The following is a 17333-nucleotide window of genomic DNA, read 5'->3' on the forward strand; positions in this document are numbered from 1 at the left end:
TACTATACTGTTTGCTGTGCAAATTCAATTGCTTGAGGATTAGATAGTCCTTCAGTATTAACATCAGACATATCAGTTTTTACCTCATCAAAATTCCTCTCAGCAAATTTGCTTGCCACTTCTGCAAAACACTTTCTAACAAGAGGCATAATTATCGGCATTAATAGCCTTCGTGGATCATACCGTCCTAACAGATCAGTCTCCTTTTGCACTCTATCTCTTGGATCCTCTTCTAGTAAATCTTTTGTGTGCTTGTCAGCATATATTTCACAGCCTTTTGAGAAAACAGGAGCTAACATTTCAATTAATACTGCCAATAACAATAGTGGACCAAGTACAGCTCCACCAACAGTTAATCCATTAGCAATGAAATTTATTGTAACTAAATAAACAGAAAAAGCAGCTAAAGGATAGTTGATAAGAAGCTTACTACTTAGCTCGATATAGCTCATTTTACTCATGAATTCATCAGTAGAAATTTCTGAATTTTTATACTTTTCCATATAATAATTCACTAATAAACCAGAGGCTCTACTAATAGCGATGTTAAATGCTATGATCCACCATGAAAAATAGCAACCTATAGTAACTGTAGTTAACAGGCCTAAGGGTAGAACACTAAGAGTCCGAATAAATAGTAAGGCATTTTTACGTTCTATAAATCTTAACGCTAATTCTTTTTTATCCTCATCTACTAGGTTCTTTTTTTCCTTTAGAGGAGAAATATAATTGAATAATTGTATGCTTGGCTTTGCTATATATTGATATAACTCTTGCATTAACTTTGCACTTTGTACACTCCTCTGAAAATTATCTAAATTTGGATTTAGCAAAATCCTCTCTATTTGAGCCTGAAGTTCATTATAGCTTTTTAGGTCTTCTCCAAACGAACAATCATTTCTTTTTAGTATAGCAATCAACCCATCAAAATCTTTACCTACAGCTTCTTCCTCACTGATTTTTAGCTCGTTAAACAACTTTCTCCTATAGTGAAACTCTCTTGCCGTTAAACGTCCATTACTTTCAGCATCAACGCTGACTTTAACACAAGGATTTCCTGACTCCAAAGGTTTAATGTACTTTTTTAGCTCTTGATAAGCTTTATAAATCTGATCAAATCTATTTTTGTTTCCACCTTTGTCAGGATGGTTTACAAGTATCAATTTATTATATTGTTTTTTCAGAAACTTGCTAAGAGCTTGATAATCTTTACCTACAATTTGTTCAGCTTTTATCTCTAGTACGTTAAACAGACCATTACTATCATAAAACTCCTGACCAGTTAACTTAAAATGTTGACTCATTACTACACCTCACATAAATACACGATGCTATTAGTATAATATATTTAATGTTTCACACAAGCATAAAAATATCAAGCAACCACTAAGAGAAGAAACCCTCTTTCCCATCATACAAATACAACTTATCCATTCTCACCACATCAAAATTGTGTTCCTCAAATTTGATTAGCAAGTTATTCACATCACTATTTGTAATTTCATTATTTGCAATAAACCTGCAGATTATTTGGTCACTTGAAGACTTTGAGCCTCCTGGCCAAATTGCAAGTCCTTTTGAGTATATTGCTATCATTTTCAGATTACTCGATTCAAATAACCTAACTATTTGATCAAAATTGTTGGATTTGTCCCAAGCAAGCGTTATATCACTACCCACTAGCTTTTTAACTTTGTAATCTTGTTCGTAATTGTCTTGTACTTTATTTATTTTACTATCCGAATCACTGCTAATTATAAGCTCAGATAACGTTGTGGGTTTTTTCCCTAGATTATCTATAACAGCTTTTGCAAATTCTTTTGTTCCAACCTTTTGTTTACTCTTTTTCTCCTTATATAAATCAGCGGTATGTACTCCATCTTCCAAAGTCTTGAGCCATGCATCGTAGATTAGTTTTGCAGTACTCACTTGACCAATATAGACCAACATATGTACTGCGGCATTTAAAAGACCAGAAGGATTAGCTATATTTTTTCCTGCAATATCAGGAGCAGAGCCGTGAACCGCTTCAAACATTGCATATTCATTACCTATATTGCTACTTCCTGCAAGCCCTACAGAACCTGAGGTTTGTGCTACTATGTCTGATAATATGTCGCCATATAGATTTTCAGTTACTATAACATCGAAATTCTCGGGTTCTGTGGCAACACGTGCCATTCCAATATCAACTATATAATGTTCCGCCTTTATATCCGGATATTCTTTTGCAATACGATCAAACGCTGCATGAAAAGCGCCGTCAGTCATTTTCATTATGTTGTCTTTAGTCAGGCAAGTTACTTTCTTTCTGTTATGTTTTTTCGCATATTCAAAAGCATACCTGCATATTTTTTCTGAGCCAGATCTAGTAATAATTTTAGTGCATTGGTACGAGTCACCAGTGAGCCTATGCTCTATTCCGGTGTAAACGTCCTCTTCATTTTCGCGTATTACAACAACATCAAATTTATCGAATTTATTTTCTATAACAGGGTGATACGAAATGCATGGTCTAATGTTTGCATACAGCCCTAAGTTCTTTCTGAGTGCAACGTTTAAGCTTTTGTGCCCTTTACCTTGAGGGGTTGTTGTTGGAGATTTGAGTAATATCTTTGTCCTTTCGATAGATTCCCAACCACTTGGAGAAATGCCGTGAGACCATTCTTTACTATAAACACACTCTCCTATTTCAATAATATCTACTGAAATCTTTGCTTTCGCTTCACGCAATATCGATAGCACCGCTTCCATAATTTCTGGTCCGATACCATCACCATACGCAACTGTGACTGATGTTGACATAACTTCCTTAACTGTAAATGATTTAATGTTAATTCAAATAATATAGTGGCACAAGCAGCTAGTACTGTACAAGTTGACATATTTACAGTTATTTAATAACATGTTCTTATGTCAGTTAGTAATGCGGGTGGGGTTATATGGATACTAAAATAAGCTATGCAAGAGTTACGAGACGCATTTTTGCATTTGCGTTTGATCATATTTTATTAACGGCGATAAAGTATTTTATTGGATTTAACGTTGGATGTACCTTAGGTTCTTTAACACCCAATGCGGTTAAAATAATTTCAGACAACGCAACAATTCTTAATGTAACAGCGCTAATATTGGCATTAGCATTTTATGCATTTACGATAATAGAATTCGGCGGAACTCCGGGACAATTATTGCTTCGTATGCATATAAAAGACAAAAATACACTTGAAAAAATCACTATAACACAAACAATAATCAGAACAGGAACTTTTGGAGTGTTATATTTTATAATTTTTTATACAATATTGAGTATTTCTAGTCTATTTATAATTTTACCAATTATTATCATATTGTTTGCAACATTTGATAAGCATAAACAGTTCCTTAATGACAAAATTGCAAAAACAGTAGTGATAGACTATAAACCTAGTTGATGTTTTTCTTTAGTTGTTATCACCAAGGGTGTTATTCCAGCGCGTGACCCACATCTGTACGAACATTGCAATTAGCAGGTAATTTGCATAATAGACGGTGTCATTCCAGTGCTTGACACTGGAATCCAGTTTTCCATATAATCTCATCGAAAACGTTGTAACCACTTTCTATGCTAGTGTGCTTTCATCAACCTGGATCCCAGTGTCAGCTACTTTCATGACAAGAAAAGAAGCACTGGTTTCACATGAATCTGAACAGATATCATGTTTTTCTTTAGTTTACTGCTTGCAAAGTGACTTTTTTCGTTTCTGCATGAGCTAAATTAACTACCAATATCATACCTGAAGAACCCACCTGACCATTCTAGAAAATTTAACGCTGAGTACACTTTACTTTTAGCTTCTTCCACAGTATTTCCTTCTCCTACTATATTTAGCACCCTTCCGCCATCGGAAATCCAATTACCACTTTCATCCAACTTAGTACCAGCATGAAAAACTAGCACACCAGGAATGTTTTCAATTTTATCCAATCCTTTAATTACCTCTCCTTTTTGATAATCACCAGGATAGCCTTTACTTGCAACAACTACACAAACTGTAGTTTTGTGATTAAACTCCACCATTTTTGTATTTAACTTGCCTTCTGCAACTGACAACATCAACTTTAACAAATCACAATTTGGATCAAGTCTAGGTAAAATAGATTGTATTTCCGGATCCCCAAACCTAACATTATACTCAAGAAGCTTTGGACTATCTTTGCAAATCATTAAACCAGCAAAGAGTACGCCTTTATAGGATGTTCCCATGTTAGTCAGTGCTTGAATTGTAGGATATATTATTTTTTGGATAATTTTTTGCTCCATCTCCTTACTTATAATCGAAGGTGATGAGTATGACCCCATGCCTCCAGTATTTTGTCCCTCGTTATTTTCACCAACTCTCTTGTAATCTTTTGCACACCCAAGGGTTACTACCTTCAACCCATCAATAAGAGCAAAAAAACTTACTTCCTCTCCAATTAAAAACTCTTCTATGATTATTTCTTCACCTGACTCACCAAGATTTTTCTCCACTAGCATTGAATCTATTGCTGAAAAAGCTTCATTTTCTGTGTGGCATATTATGACGCCTTTCCCTGCTGCAATTCCATTTGCTTTAATTACAAGCGGAAATTTTATTTTATTACTACGGACAAAATTTTTAGCTAACCTTTCATCAATAAAACGCTCATACTTTGCAGTTGGTATACCATACTGTTTACATAGTTCCTTCGTAAAAGACTTTGATGCCTCAAGTTTTGCAGCTGCTTGACTTGGAGCAAAAACATTTATTCCCTCTGCAGCTAAATCATCAGCAAGTCCATTAATTATCGGTTGCTCTGGACCAATAATCACTAGCTCTATATTTTCTTTCTTGCAAAATTGTGTAACATCCACTGAATCTTGAATATTTATATTCACAAGAACTCCAAAATTTTCCATGGCCGGGCGACCAGGAGTAACATATAACTTAGTCAAGGTAGGAGACTTCTTTAAAGCCCAAAGTAAAGCATGCTCACGCCCACCAGAACCTATAACCAGAACCTTCATCTTTATTTCCTCGCTTTTCTATATGTCAAAATTATTGTTTGCTTATAACAGTATCATTACTCATGTATCTTTGCAACACGTTTGGTATTGTAACTGACCCATCGGAATTTTGATAATTCTCCATTATGGCAACAATTGTTCTTCCTATGGCTAAAGCTGAGCCGTTTAAAGTGTGAACGTATTTTTTTGTTTTTCTGTCAGTTTCTAAGAAGTATTTAGTATTCATTCTTCTTGCCTGGAACGTACCGCAATTTGAGCAGCTTGATATTTCTCTGTACTTATTTTGCTCAGGTAACCATACCTCTATATCATAAGTCTTTTGTGCAGCAAAGCCCATATCACCACTACAAAGCAGCATTATTCTATACGGTAGTTCTAATTTTTTTAATATTTCCTCAGCAGCATTTGTCATGCGTTCAAGCTCATCATTTGACTGGTCTTCAGTTGTGATGCTTACCAACTCCACTTTACCAAATTGGTGTTGCCTTATCATACCTCTTGTATCTCGTCCTGCGCTACCAGCTTCTTTACGAAAACATTCTGAATATGCAGTAAAACGAATAGGCAGTTCTTTTTCTTCTATTATTTTGTCAGCAACTAAATTTGTTAAAACTACTTCACTTGTGGGAATTAATCTTAATTTATCGGTAGTTAAATATGAATCATCAAAAAATTTTGGTAGTTGACCAACATTATACATCGCCCTATCCTTTACTAAAACTGGATGATGCACTTCAGTATAACCAAATTCATTAACATGTGTTTCCAGCATAAAATTTATTAATGCTCGTCCAAGCTTAGCTAACTGTCCTTTTAGTATTGTAAACCTTGATCCAGAAATTTTTGCTGCTTGTTCAAAATCCATCAAGCCTAACCTTTCTCCGAGTTCATAATGAAATTTTGGTGTAAAATCAAATTTTCTTCTCTTTCCATATTTTCTGATTTCTACGTTGGAGCTCTCATCTTCACCTGTTGGTACATTTTGTGCAGAAATATTTGGTAAGTTAGATAAAATATCCACTAACTTATTTTTTTCTGTTTGCTCCTTGAGGCTGATTGTCTCTATCTCACTTGTGATGCTTTTTGATAACTTTACTTGTTCTTCACATGGGCTTTTGTTCATTTTAAGCCTCTTTATTTCTTCCGTGACCTCGTTTCGTTGCTTATTTAAAGCTTGCAATTTAGTAGTCAGTGATCTTTTTTTATGGTCAATCTCTAATATTTCTTCTGTAGTAAATTCTTTCACCCCTCTGCTTTTTATTGCTTTTTCAAATCCTTTAGGGTTTTTGCGTATATGTTCTATATCATGCATATGTTGTGCTATTACTAACATCATTACTCTACTTCAAAAGCTTTGAATGCTCAATATTTTTACATATAAATGCTAATATTGATTTTACCTTCATAATTTGCTAGAATTGATAAACGTAAAATATAATATGTTAGCCATCATAGAAAGATACAATAAATCTAAAGAGAGTACTCACTTCACTAAACTTAAGGCTAGTGGAAGATTTGCTGTCTACGCTTTTTGTATATATTTGGCGACTACATTTACCATTGGCTGTTTGGGATTAATAATGGGATCTTTCCTCTTAACCTTACCACTTGCTATGCTCATCTCCAACCCTATAGCTTGGATCTTAATGGGAATAGTGCTTGCAGCGACATACAAGATGGTTATTGAACCTTTATTTTACTTGGTAAAAGGTTATGTTGATGAAAAAGGAACTGTAAAGGAAGAAAAGAGTCCAAAAGAGCAAAAATTCACAAGAAGTAAATCACTGGATAGTGGACTAGATACTATATCAAGACAAACAAATGATTCGGATCAGAGGGTACGTAGAAATTCCTATTCTCCATCTACAGATAGTGGTGTGAGTATGGGCTCAATAGAAAGTGAGCAACCTAAACAAACAAAAATTGTTCGATATAATACTACAGGTGATGGAAACTGCTTTTTTCATGCAGTGTTTGGTGATAGCAGCTCCGGTCAATATAAGGCTGAAAGAGCACAAGATATGAGAATGGAATGGAACAAATTTTTAAGTCAATTTAAATCTTTAGGTGATTCAAGTATGCCAACTCCTTTAAAGGAGCAGCTAGAAAAGGTTTTTAATATGTTTTTAAATAAGCCAGGCGATTTAACTGGTAAGTCTGATAAAATAAGGAAGTTGGTTGAACAAATGAATAAGGAAATTAAAAATGCTGAAGATAATGTAGAAAAGTTAGTGAGTAAAGCTGTTAGTAAACTTAATATATCACGCGATCAAGCTATACATAATTTAAAAGAATATGCAGAAGCTCTTTATGGCCTTGGTGAAAATGAATACAATACCCAGTATAATAGCGAATTTATTACACAATCATTCCTTAACAAACCTGAACTCTATCAAGCTTATCTTGAAGCAATAAAAAGTCAAAGTTATTTTATTTTTATTGAAGAAATTAGTATATTAGCTTCTTTAGCTAATATTGAAATTAATGTTTACTATAAAGATAACAACAGCGAGGAGCAAAAAAAGTTTGAGCCAAATCTACAAATGATAAATGATGATCAACTAAATCAGATATTTAATCGTGAGAGTTATAAATTAAATGACGAGTTGTGGGGTGATAAAAAACAAGAAACGATATACTTAACGCCTGGTCATTATGAGAGGTGCGAGGTGGTAGAGGTAGAGCCTTCTCTTATAGAGAAAGCAAATTCATTTGTGCAAGATGTTATAATAGCAGCTTGTAATAGTGTTAAAAATGCATTTTCTAGCGACTAGAAAGCCTATGTCCCTACAAATAGGAAGTTTGACGATTGATTCTCCAGTTATTTTAGCACCAATGTCTGGAGTGACTGACTATCCATTTAGGAGTATTGTAAAGAAACTTGGTGCAAGTTTGCTAGTCTCAGAAATGATTGCAAGCAGAGCTATGATCATGCAAACTCGCCAGAGCATGCAAAAAGCAAAAGTCGATGAACTAACCGCTGTACAACTTGCTGGTTGTGAGCCTGATGTTATGGCGGAAGCTGCAAAGTTAAATGAGGGCATGGGTGCAAAAATCATAGATATAAATTTTGGTTGTCCAGTTAAAAAAGTTGTAAACGGTTACGCAGGGTCAGCACTTATGCGTGATGAAAAAAAGGCTGCTGAGATAATAGAAGCTGTAGTCAAGGCAGTGAGTGTGCCAGTTACAGTAAAAATGCGTACTGGATGGAATGACGAAAATCGTAATGCTCCGCGCTTGGCAAAAATTGCAGAAGATTTGGGAGCAAAGATGATTACTGTACATGGAAGGACAAGGGCACAGCTTTATAATGGTCAAGCAGATTGGAAATTCGTTAGAAATGTTAAAGAGCAGGTAAAAATTCCAGTTATAGTAAATGGAGATATTAAGAGTTTGAATGATGTTCAAAGTGCACTTAAAGAATCTGGGGCAGATGGAGTAATGATAGGTCGTGGTGCTTACGGCAAACCTTGGCTGATTAATCAAGCAATAAACTTTTTGAGTGGAAATAAAGTTTCTGAGCCAACAGCCTCAGAGAGATTAAGCATAATACTCAAGCATTATGACAGTATTCTTGAGTACTATGGAAGCGATACAGGAATAAAGATGGCCCGCAAACATATAGGATGGTACAGTAGCGGGCTTCAAAACTCATCTGAATTTCGTGTAAGAGTAAATAACATAATAGACAGCACAGAGGTGAAAGAAAATATAATCGATTTTTTTAGTTAAAAACAGATTAAACATACTACCTCATTAGATATATTCAATTTGACTGATCATAGTGCGATGCCACCACACTCTCTTCTTCATCAGAATGTAATTGATAACTATTATCACTCAGCAATTTTTCGTCATAAGTCTCAATATCAAAATATTTTTCATATTTATCTATATTTTCACAAAGCGAAAGTGCTTTCACCTTATTCATAATCAGACCCGTACCAGCAGGAATTAACCTTCCTACTATAACATTTTCTTTTAACCCACTCAAAGGATCACTCTTTCCGCAAAATGCTGCTTCCGTAAGTACTTTTGTTGTTTCTTGGAAAGAGGCAGCAGAAATAAAGGAATTAGTTTCAAGGCTTGCTCTAGTAATTCCCTGCAGAATAGGAAGATAATGAGCAGGTCGTTTTCCAGAGTTATTCATAGCATCATTTTCTCTATCAATTTCCAGCCTGTCAATATTTTCTCCAATTAAGTACATAGTATCACCAGGATCGGTAATTTCTACTTTTTGTAGCATTTGCTTTAAGATCACTTCTAAATGCTTGTTATCTATGCGCACACCTTGCAATCTATAAACTTGCTGTATTTCAGAAATCATATAGTGTGCTAACGCTTCTAACCCAAGCACACGTAGAATATCATGAAGATCAGGATCGCCATCCATCAATAAATCACCTTTACGCACAAAATCACCTTCATTAACTATTACATGCTTACTTCTTGATACTAAATACTCAACTGGAGAAGCTTGCTTATCTACAGGTTTAATTACTATACTGCGTTTTCCTCTACGGTCTTTTTCAGAGAACATTACATAGCCATCTATTTCACTAACGATAGCATGCTCTTTAGGACGACGTGCTTCAAATAATTCTATAACCTTAGGCAAGCCACCAGTAATATCACGAGTTCTAACCGACTCTCTCGGCGTTCTTGTGATAACATCACCTGCATGAACCTTTTGGCCATCCTGTACATTAAGCACTGCACCAACTGGTATAAAGTAACATGCTTCCACACCACTTGAAAGTGTTATTACTTTTTCATTATCATCAAGCAGTGCAATACGAGGACGTAAATTAGCTACACCAGAGTACAATTTCCAATCTTTTACTACTCTATTTGATATCCCTGTAGATTCATCCATCACTTCAGTGATTGAAATTCCATCTTTTAAATCCTGGTAAGATATTGTACCACTCTTTTCCGTAATAATAGGTAGTGTATACGGATCCCATTCCGCAACTTTATCACCAATTTTTACTAACTCACCCTCATTTACATAAAGTTTAGCACCATAAGGCACACTGTGCTTCAATTTTTCACTACCAAGGCTATCAATTAAAACGACTTCACAGGAACGGCTTATCACAATTTTATTTCCGTTTTTATCTATAATTATATTACTATTGTTTAATTTTATTCTAGCATTAATAGAAGCTATAATATTTGAGGATTCAACACCTCTAGTCATTACCCCACCTATATGGAAAGTACGCATCGTTAACTGAGTACCTGGCTCTCCAACAGATTGAGCAGCGATAACACCAACTGCTTCACCTATTGAAACAATTTTACCAGTTGCAAGGTCTCTTCCATAACACAAAGAACACACACCAGGACTTATTTCACAAGTTAAAGGCGATCTAATTTTTATAACATCAAGACCTGCAATGTTGATTTGCTTTACTTTACCTTCATCAATTAGTTCCCCTGCTTTTAATAATAACTCTTTGGTTACTGGGTTATATATATCATTTGCAGCTGTTCTACCCAGTACAACACTCTCTAGAGATGCAACTATAGTACTACCTTCAACTATAGCTCTTACAATAAGGCCATTTTTCGTTTTACAGTCATGTTTTGTAACTATGCAATTTTGAGATACATCAACCAAGCGACGAGTTAAGTATCCAGAGTTTGCAGTTTTAAGTGCAGTATCAGCTAAACCTTTACGCGCACCGTGAGTAGAATTAAAGTATTCAAATACATTTAATCCTTCGCGAAAATTAGAAATTATAGGTGTTTCTATAATTTCACCAGAAGGTTTGGTCATTAACCCTCGCATTCCTGCTAACTGCTTCATCTGGGAAGTAGAACCTCTTGCACCGGAGCTAACCATCATATATATTGAATTGTACTTACTATTTTCATCATACAGAGATATCGCTTTTAACATATCATTCGCTATTATATCTGTGCACTTAGACCACTCATCTATAACTTTATTATACCTCTCACTTTTAGTGATTAGTCCGTCTTGATACTGTGCAGAAAATTTCTTAATTTCACCCCTTGTATAATCAACGTGTGTAGCTTTAGTTTCAGGTATGACCATATCGCAACGACTAAAAGAAGTACCAGAAAATGTAGCATACTCAAAGCCAAGTGTCATCAATTTATCAGAAAATACCACTGTAGCACTTTGACCGCAGCTACGATATACTAAATCAACAATACTAGTTATTTCCTTAACTGTTAATACCTGATTTATTAAATCGAAGCTTAGATTCTCATGTTTAGGAAAAATCTGCCATAATATTAAACGTCCAGGAGTTGTACAAATAGTTTTATACTGAATGTTTCCATCGCTATTGATGTGTTCCATTTTGTACTTTATATGAGAATGAATATGCAGAGTACCGTTGTTTAAGGAATGCTCAACTTCACAAAAAGCACAAAAAAGTGGTAAATCATCCTTCTTAAGTTGCTGTAAAGTTAGGTAGTATATACCAAGCACTATATCTTTACTAGGAACTATAATCGGTCTTCCATTAGAAGGACTTAAAACGTTATTAATTGACATCATCAACACTCTAGCTTCAAGTTGAGCTTCCAATGAAATTGGCACATGTACTGCCATTTGATCACCATCAAAGTCAGCGTTAAATGCTGTACAAACAAGTGGATGAAGCTGTATTGCTTTACCTTCAATAAGGACTGGCTCAAAAGCCTGAATACCAAGCCTATGTAGCGTAGGCGCTCTATTTAGCAAAACAGGATGCTCTTTTATTACTTCTTCAAGCATATCCCAAACTTCTGGCTTTTCTGCTCTTATTAACTTACTAGCAAATTTAATAGTTGGAGCCATTCCATATATTTTAAGCCTTGAGTAAACAAAAGGCTTGAATAGCTCAAGAGCCATTCTTTTCGGTAATCCACACTGATTTAGTTTCAAAGTTGGACCAACAACTATTACAGAACGTCCAGAATAATCTACCCTTTTTCCTAAAAGATTCTGACGGAAACGACCTTGCTTTCCTTTCAGCATATCGCTAATAGACTTTTTATATCCAGTAGCGCCAGCTTTATTTACCAGAGCATTACGACGACTATTATCAAAAAGAGAATCAACTGCCTCTTGTAACATTCTTTTCTCATTACGAATCATAATCTCAGGAGGATTTAAACTTAACAATTTTCTCAATCTATTATTTCGATTAATAATAGTTCTATAATGATGATTTAAATCAGAAACTGCAGGTCGACCACTTTCAAGCGATACCAAGGGACGCAAGTCAGGTGGTAAAATAGGTATAGCTGTAAGTATCATCCACTCAGGTCTGTTTCCAGACTTGATAAAATTTTCAACAATACGTAATCTCTTTATAATTTTCTTTCTTCTCATTTCAGAAGCAACAGACTCTAACTCCTGTCTTAAATTCTTCCTAATTTCATGTAAATCAAGGCGTATTAGCAATTCTCTTATAGCTTCAACACCTTGCATAGCTATAAAGCTATCGACCCCATAGCTATCTTTAGCTTCATTATAAGCTTTCTCACTAATAATTTCACCTTTTTCAAAAGAGGAAACAAGAGGATCTATTACAACATAATTATCACTATACAAAATACTTTCGATATCTCTAAGAGACATATCTAATAATGCTCCAATTCTTGAAGGAAGTGACTTCAAAAACCATATATGAGCAACAGGAGATGCAAGCTCTATATGACCCATTCTTTCTCTTCTTACTTTAGAAGATGTAACTTCTACTCCACATTTTTCGCATATACGGCCCCTATGTCTTCTTTTTTTGTACTTTCCACATAAACATTCATCATCATTGACAGGACCAAAAATTTTAGGACAAAATAATCCACCTTTCTCAACTTTGAATGTACGGTAGTTTGCAGTTGAAACATCTGTTATCTCTCCATAAGACATACGTTTAATACTTTCAGGGCTAGCAATGGAAATGCTAACCTCATTAAAAGATTGCGCGATGTTAGTATGAGATATATCTTCAATTACTATGTCATTTTGCTTCAAATCCACATTAAAACACAAGGAACGCAACTCTTTTATCATGACATTAAAGGATTCAGGAATTCCACATTCAAAGTTACTGTCACCTTTTATTACCGATTCATAAATCTTAACCCTGCCATTAATATCATCAGACTTCACAGTTAACATTTCCTGCAAAGTGTAAGCAGCACCATAGGCTTGCAATGCCCAACATTCCATTTCACCAAAACGCTGACCACCAAAATGAGACTTTCCTCCAAGAGGTTGTTGAGTAACTAAGCTATAAGGTCCTACTGAACGCGCATGAATTTTACCATCTACTAAGTGATGCAACTTAAGCATGTACATGTAACCAACTGTAACTTTGCGATCAAACTTCTCACCCGAGCAACCATCATATAATACAACTTGCCCAGAGTTATCCAATCCAGCAAGTTCAAATAGCTTTACTATTTGTTCATCTTTTGGACCTTCAAATACAGGTGCAGTAACAGGAATGCCATCACGCAACTTATACGCAAATTCAATGAGGTGATTATCATTAATATCGCGAATGTTATTACAAATAGATAAATTACTGCCACAACTATAAACCTCAATCAGGAAGTGACGTAAACTACTGTGTGCATCTTTACAAGAGTTGAAATAATTCTCTACTAATGTAGTCAATTCATTATTTAATTCATCCTTATTAGGCGTATCTAAAATAGAAGCCGTTATTTCATCATCATTAATATCCTCAAATTTTTTATTATCAAGATATAATGCTGCAAATTTTTCAAAATCATCATCACTGAGAGATCTAATTGCCTCACAAAAAGCACGTTTGATTTTATTGATCTCATCAAGAATATTGCCTACTTTTTCTCCTAATTTTTTACAAGCCCAACCTACATGCGTTTCCAATATTTGACCTACATTCATTCGCGAAGGAACGCCAAGAGGGTTAAGAATAATATCAATAGGAGTACCATCTTCTAAATAAGGCATATCTTCTACTGGAACAACTCGAGAAATCACACCTTTATTTCCATGTCTACCAGCCATTTTATCCCCTGGCTGCAAACTATGTTTTACAGCAATAAAAACTTTTACTGACATCGACACACCTTGAGGCAGATCATAGCCTTCATGCAATTTTTCTACTTTTCGCTTAAAGTTTGCTATCGCATGTGATACTTTTTCATCAAAATCTTTTTTTAAGCTCTCAACTTGCTTAGAAATAGATTGGTTTTTCAATCCTATATCCCACCATCCCTCACGTTCAATAAAATTAATACTTTCTCGATCTTGAGAGCCAGAATTAATAAGAATTTTTCTTAATTCATCATAGAAATATTGATTAATAACATTGATTATATGGTCTCGTTCTTTCTCAAAGTCGTTTGCCTCTTTTTGTTTAATAAGAAACGCCCTTTCGTTTTCTTCTTCCCCTCTGCGTGTAAAGACCTGCACATCAATCACTATCCCTTCAATATCTGGAGATGTATATAAAGAGGAATCCACACAATCAAATGACTTTTCACCAAAAATTGTCATTAACAATTTTGTCTCAGGAGGCAATGAAAGAGAATGCTTAGGTGTAACTTTCCCCACCAAAATATAACCTGGACCAACTCTTGTACCAACCTTTACTATACCACTATCATCCAAGTGATAAAGATTTTCTTCATTAACACCGGGTATGGCACGAGTTATTTTTTCCGACCCTAAAGGAGTGTCATGTACAACACATTCAAATTCTTCTATATGAATAGAAGTAAATAGATCTTTTTTAACAACTTCACTAGAAATAATGATTGAGTCTTCAAAATTATAACCTTGCCAAGACATAAAAGCGACTAGCAAGTTTTGGCCAAGTGCCAATTCACCGTTATTAATAGCAGGACCATCAGCTATCACATCACCTTCCTTAACACAATCACCTACATGCACCAGTGGTTTCTGGTTAATACAAGTATTATGGTTAGAACGCTGAAATTTTCTTAGATGATAAATATCTACATCCAAGTAGTTAATTCCTCCTTTGTCAAAAGCACGTATAACTATAGAGTTACTATCTGAGCTGTCAACTATGCCACCACGTTTTGCTAAAACTACAGCACCAGAGCCAGAAGCTACGAAAGATTCCATACCAGTAGCAACCAAAGGAGCAGTAGGCTTCAATAAAGGTACAGCTTGACGCTGCATATTTGAACCCATTAACGCTCTATTAGCATCATCATTTTCTAAAAATGGAATTAAAGAAGCAGCAACCGATATTACCTGCTTAGGAGATAAATCAATGTAACTTACTTGATTACTATTTACCATTACAAAGGTACCAGCATACCTACAGTATAACATATCATCAACAAAGCAGTTGTTCTCATCAAGCTTTGCGCTGGTATCGGCTATATAATATAAACCTTCATCTATAGCAGACAGATACTCAATTTGATCAGTAACAACCTTATTAACTACTTTCCTATAAGGACTTTCAATGAACCCATATTTATTAATACGAGCGTATATAGCTAAGCTATTAATTAAGCCTATATTCTGCCCCTCAGGAGTTTCAATAGGGCAAATTCTTCCGTAATGAGTTGGATGAACATCACGCACTTCAAATCCCGCCCTCTCTCTTGTTAAACCACCAGGACCTAACGCTGACAACCTTCTTTTATGTGTTATTTCAGATAATGGATTAGTCTGATCCATAAATTGAGATAATTGGGAAGAGTTGAAAAAATCTCTTAAGACATTGGTTAACACTTTTGGATTTATAAAATCAGATGGAGAGACTTTATCTAAACTAGAAGTAGACATAGAATCAACTACTGCCCGTCCCAATTTTAATAATCCAGTTCTAAATTGATTTTCTATAAACTCTCCAACTGAACGGACTCTTCTATTTGCTAAATGATCAATATCATCTACAGATCCTTGACCATCACGTAACAATACTATTTTTCTTATAATTTCAATAATGTCTTCATGTGTTAAAGTAGTTAAATTTTCCTCATAATTTAACCCAAGGCAAGAGTTAAGTTTTAATCTACCAATGTTAGACAAATCATAATATTCCGAACTGAAGAAAAGATTACGAAAAAACTCCTCTACTATCTTTAAAATAGGAACTTCACCAGGACGCAAAACCTTATATATTTCATATAGAGCGTTCTCATAAGACATGTTTTCATCTAAGAAAAGTGTGTTTAATATGTAAGGTCCAACAGAAACATTATCTATGTTCAACACTGATATTTTATCTATAGATAATAATTCAAGCTTTTTTATATCCTCTAATTTTATAGATTCACCAGCAGATAAGACTTTTGTAGAACTAGCACTATCTATTAAATCTTCTGCAAGAAATAAACCACATATAGAATCATAAGGAATTAGATACTCTTTCAATCCGTTATCATATAGATTTTTAGCTAATTTTGAAGTAATACGAACATTGGCTTTAAGTAACACATTGCCTTCAACATTCTTTAAATCAAAAGGAAGCCTCACTCCCTTGAATTTATCAGGGGAAAAAGGTACTCTCCAGCCACTTTTATGTTTTATATACTCTATTTTTTCATAAAATTTATTAAGTATGTCATTATTTGATAAGCCCAAAGCCTTTAATAAAACTGATATTGGCAACTTTCTCTTTCTATCAATACGAAAATACAAATGATCTTTAACATCAAACTCAATATCAAGCCAAGAACCTCTATAAGGAATAACTCTAGCAGAATAGATCAATTTGCCAGAATTGTAAGTTTTTCCCCTATCACTATCAAAAAACACTCCAGGAGATCTATGCATTTGTGAAACGATAACTTTCTCTACGCCATTGATGATGAAAGTACCTTTATCAGTCATCATAGGCAGTTCACAAAAGCGAACCTCCTGCTCTTCAGCAGATTTTATAACAGTTGCAAGCTTAGAATGATCATCATCTTTTTTAATCTCTTGATATTTTTCAAGAGAAACACCATCCTGCATAATAACAAGACGTATAGAAGCAATAACCTGAGCAGAAAAAGTTATACCACGTTTTATACATTCAGATTCACTATACTTAAGATCATCTACCCTACAATTCAAAAATTCGATAGTAGCCCTATGCAAAGGATCAGATATTGGAAAAATTGTATGAAAGATAGCTTCAAGTCTTTCATTACTCTCATTATTAGGAGTAAAGGAATTATATGACCCCTTTTGGACTTTAACCAAATCCAACAAAGAATCTTTTAAATCAATCGACCTGGAATAAGAAACTCTAGGAACAAAAGCACTAGAAGCACACATATAAGAAGAATCAACCATTAAAATACCTTCACTAAT

At 34.7% G+C, this 17333-nt stretch carries 8 protein-coding genes; 3 read left to right on the forward strand and 5 right to left on the reverse strand.

Annotated elements, in window-relative coordinates:
- Positions 1 to 2: 2 nt before the first annotated feature.
- Complete coding sequence (locus tag ABWU65_RS02940) at positions 3 to 1304, reverse strand: molecular chaperone DnaJ (protein WP_213864012.1); 1302 nt, start codon at positions 1302 to 1304, stop codon at positions 3 to 5.
- 82 nt (positions 1305 to 1386) lie between these two features.
- Positions 1387 to 2805: an isocitrate dehydrogenase gene (gene icd, locus ABWU65_RS02945; protein WP_264376920.1), complete on the reverse strand. Its 1419-nt coding sequence runs from the start codon at positions 2803 to 2805 to the stop codon at positions 1387 to 1389.
- Positions 2806 to 2942: 137 nt separating this feature from the next.
- On the opposite strand from icd, the gene ABWU65_RS02950 reads away from it, so the two are divergent.
- Complete coding sequence (locus tag ABWU65_RS02950; RefSeq protein ID WP_026097229.1) at positions 2943 to 3434, forward strand: RDD family protein; 492 nt, start codon at positions 2943 to 2945, stop codon at positions 3432 to 3434.
- Between the two features lie 323 nt (positions 3435 to 3757).
- Here ABWU65_RS02950 and purD read toward each other — a convergent pair whose 3' ends face one another.
- On the reverse strand, positions 3758 to 5029 hold the full coding sequence (gene purD, locus ABWU65_RS02955) for a phosphoribosylamine--glycine ligase (RefSeq protein ID WP_353280283.1): 1272 nt from the start codon (positions 5027 to 5029) through the stop codon (positions 3758 to 3760).
- Positions 5030 to 5060: 31 nt separating this feature from the next.
- Positions 5061 to 6341, reverse strand: a complete 1281-nt coding sequence (serS, locus tag ABWU65_RS02960) for a serine--tRNA ligase (protein WP_264376964.1) — start codon at positions 6339 to 6341, stop codon at positions 5061 to 5063.
- Between the two features lie 334 nt (positions 6342 to 6675).
- On the opposite strand from serS, the gene ABWU65_RS02965 reads away from it, so the two are divergent.
- Both ABWU65_RS02965 and dusB read left to right on the forward strand, forming a co-directional pair.
- A complete protein-coding gene (locus ABWU65_RS02965; protein ID WP_019236643.1) occupies positions 6676 to 7803 on the forward strand; it encodes a hypothetical protein in 1128 nt (375 codons plus the stop codon).
- A gap of 7 nt (positions 7804 to 7810) precedes the next feature.
- Positions 7811 to 8761 carry a tRNA dihydrouridine synthase DusB gene (dusB, locus tag ABWU65_RS02970; RefSeq protein WP_010402373.1) on the forward strand — a complete coding sequence of 317 codons (951 nt, stop codon included), beginning with the start codon at positions 7811 to 7813 and terminating at the stop codon, positions 8759 to 8761.
- Between the two features lie 34 nt (positions 8762 to 8795).
- Here dusB and ABWU65_RS02975 read toward each other — a convergent pair whose 3' ends face one another.
- The gene (locus ABWU65_RS02975; protein WP_353280284.1) at positions 8796 to 17315 is read right to left on the reverse strand and encodes a DNA-directed RNA polymerase subunit beta/beta'; all 8520 of its coding nucleotides are present in this window, start codon (positions 17313 to 17315) and stop codon (positions 8796 to 8798) included.
- Between the last annotated feature and the right edge of the window lie 18 nt (positions 17316 to 17333).

Origin of the sequence: Wolbachia endosymbiont (group B) of Silvanus unidentatus, from assembly GCF_964028615.1 — a bacterium.
Classification (GTDB): domain Bacteria; phylum Pseudomonadota; class Alphaproteobacteria; order Rickettsiales; family Anaplasmataceae; genus Wolbachia.

Excerpts from the sequence above, each read along its gene's own strand:
- ABWU65_RS02940 (WP_213864012.1), bottom strand. The coding sequence starts at position 1,304 with ATGAGTCAACATTTTAAGTTAACTGGTCAGGAGTTTTATGATAGTAAT.
- icd (WP_264376920.1), bottom strand. The coding sequence starts at position 2,805 with ATGTCAACATCAGTCACAGTTGCGTATGGTGATGGTATCGGACCAGAA.
- ABWU65_RS02950 (WP_026097229.1), top strand. The coding sequence starts at position 2,943 with ATGGATACTAAAATAAGCTATGCAAGAGTTACGAGACGCATTTTTGCA.
- purD (WP_353280283.1), bottom strand. The coding sequence starts at position 5,029 with ATGAAGGTTCTGGTTATAGGTTCTGGTGGGCGTGAGCATGCTTTACTT.
- serS (WP_264376964.1), bottom strand. The coding sequence starts at position 6,341 with ATGCATGATATAGAACATATACGCAAAAACCCTAAAGGATTTGAAAAA.
- ABWU65_RS02965 (WP_019236643.1), top strand. The coding sequence starts at position 6,676 with ATGGGAATAGTGCTTGCAGCGACATACAAGATGGTTATTGAACCTTTA.
- dusB (WP_010402373.1), top strand. The coding sequence starts at position 7,811 with ATGTCCCTACAAATAGGAAGTTTGACGATTGATTCTCCAGTTATTTTA.
- ABWU65_RS02975 (WP_353280284.1), bottom strand. The coding sequence starts at position 17,315 with ATGGTTGATTCTTCTTATATGTGTGCTTCTAGTGCTTTTGTTCCTAGA.